This is a genomic window from Streptomyces lunalinharesii, assembly GCF_039532155.1.
GTDB classification, from domain to species: domain Bacteria; phylum Actinomycetota; class Actinomycetes; order Streptomycetales; family Streptomycetaceae; genus Streptomyces; species Streptomyces lunalinharesii.
This window is the reverse complement of record NZ_BAAARK010000126.1, coordinates 1-631: the sequence shown is the minus strand read 5'-3', so window position 1 is coordinate 631 and position 631 is coordinate 1. Positions and strand designations below refer to the sequence as shown.

Genomic DNA, 631 nt, shown 5'->3' with positions numbered 1-631 from the left:
GGACGGGTTTGAGCTGGGTGCAGTCCGCTCGCTGGTCTGCGGTGACGATCAGGGACAGCGGGCGGCAGCGGCCATCCGCGCTCAGGTGGAGTTTGCTGGTGAACCCGCCGCGCGAGCGGCCCAGGCCCTCGCCTCCAGCACCACCTCCACCAGGCGGGCGACCAGGCTCTGCCACGGCGTTTCGTCCTGGTGTTCCACCTCGCCGGCCCCCTTTGACGCGAGGGCCGGCGGCGGGTCGGTGCGGGCGCCGGCCGCGTGCTGATGCGCGCGGACGATGGTGGAGTCGACCGCGATGTCCCAGTCGATCTCGCCTGCCGCGTCGGCCGCGGCCTGGACCTGCTGGAGCAGACGCTCCCACGTGCCGTCGGCGGACCACAGACGATGGCGTTCATAGACCGTCTTCCACGGGCCGAACCGCTCGGGCAGATCACGCCACTGAACTCCGGTCCGCACCCGGTGCAAAATCCCGTCGATCACCTGCCGATGATCCCGCCACCTGCCACAACGCCGGTTGCTGACCGGCAGAAAAGGCCGCAGCCGTTCCCACTCGGCATCCCTCAGATCACCCCGCCCCATGCCACCATCAACGACCTCGGCACGAAGTAGCCACATGATCGACCGGACAAGTCCT

The 631-nt window shown here is 69.3% G+C and carries 1 pseudogene; it reads right to left on the bottom strand.

Features of this window, described 5'->3' with window-relative positions:
* Window positions 1-576: pseudogene (locus ABD385_RS41245) on the bottom strand (IS5 family transposase); the annotation flags it as partial.
* Window positions 577-631 lie beyond the last annotated feature (55 nt).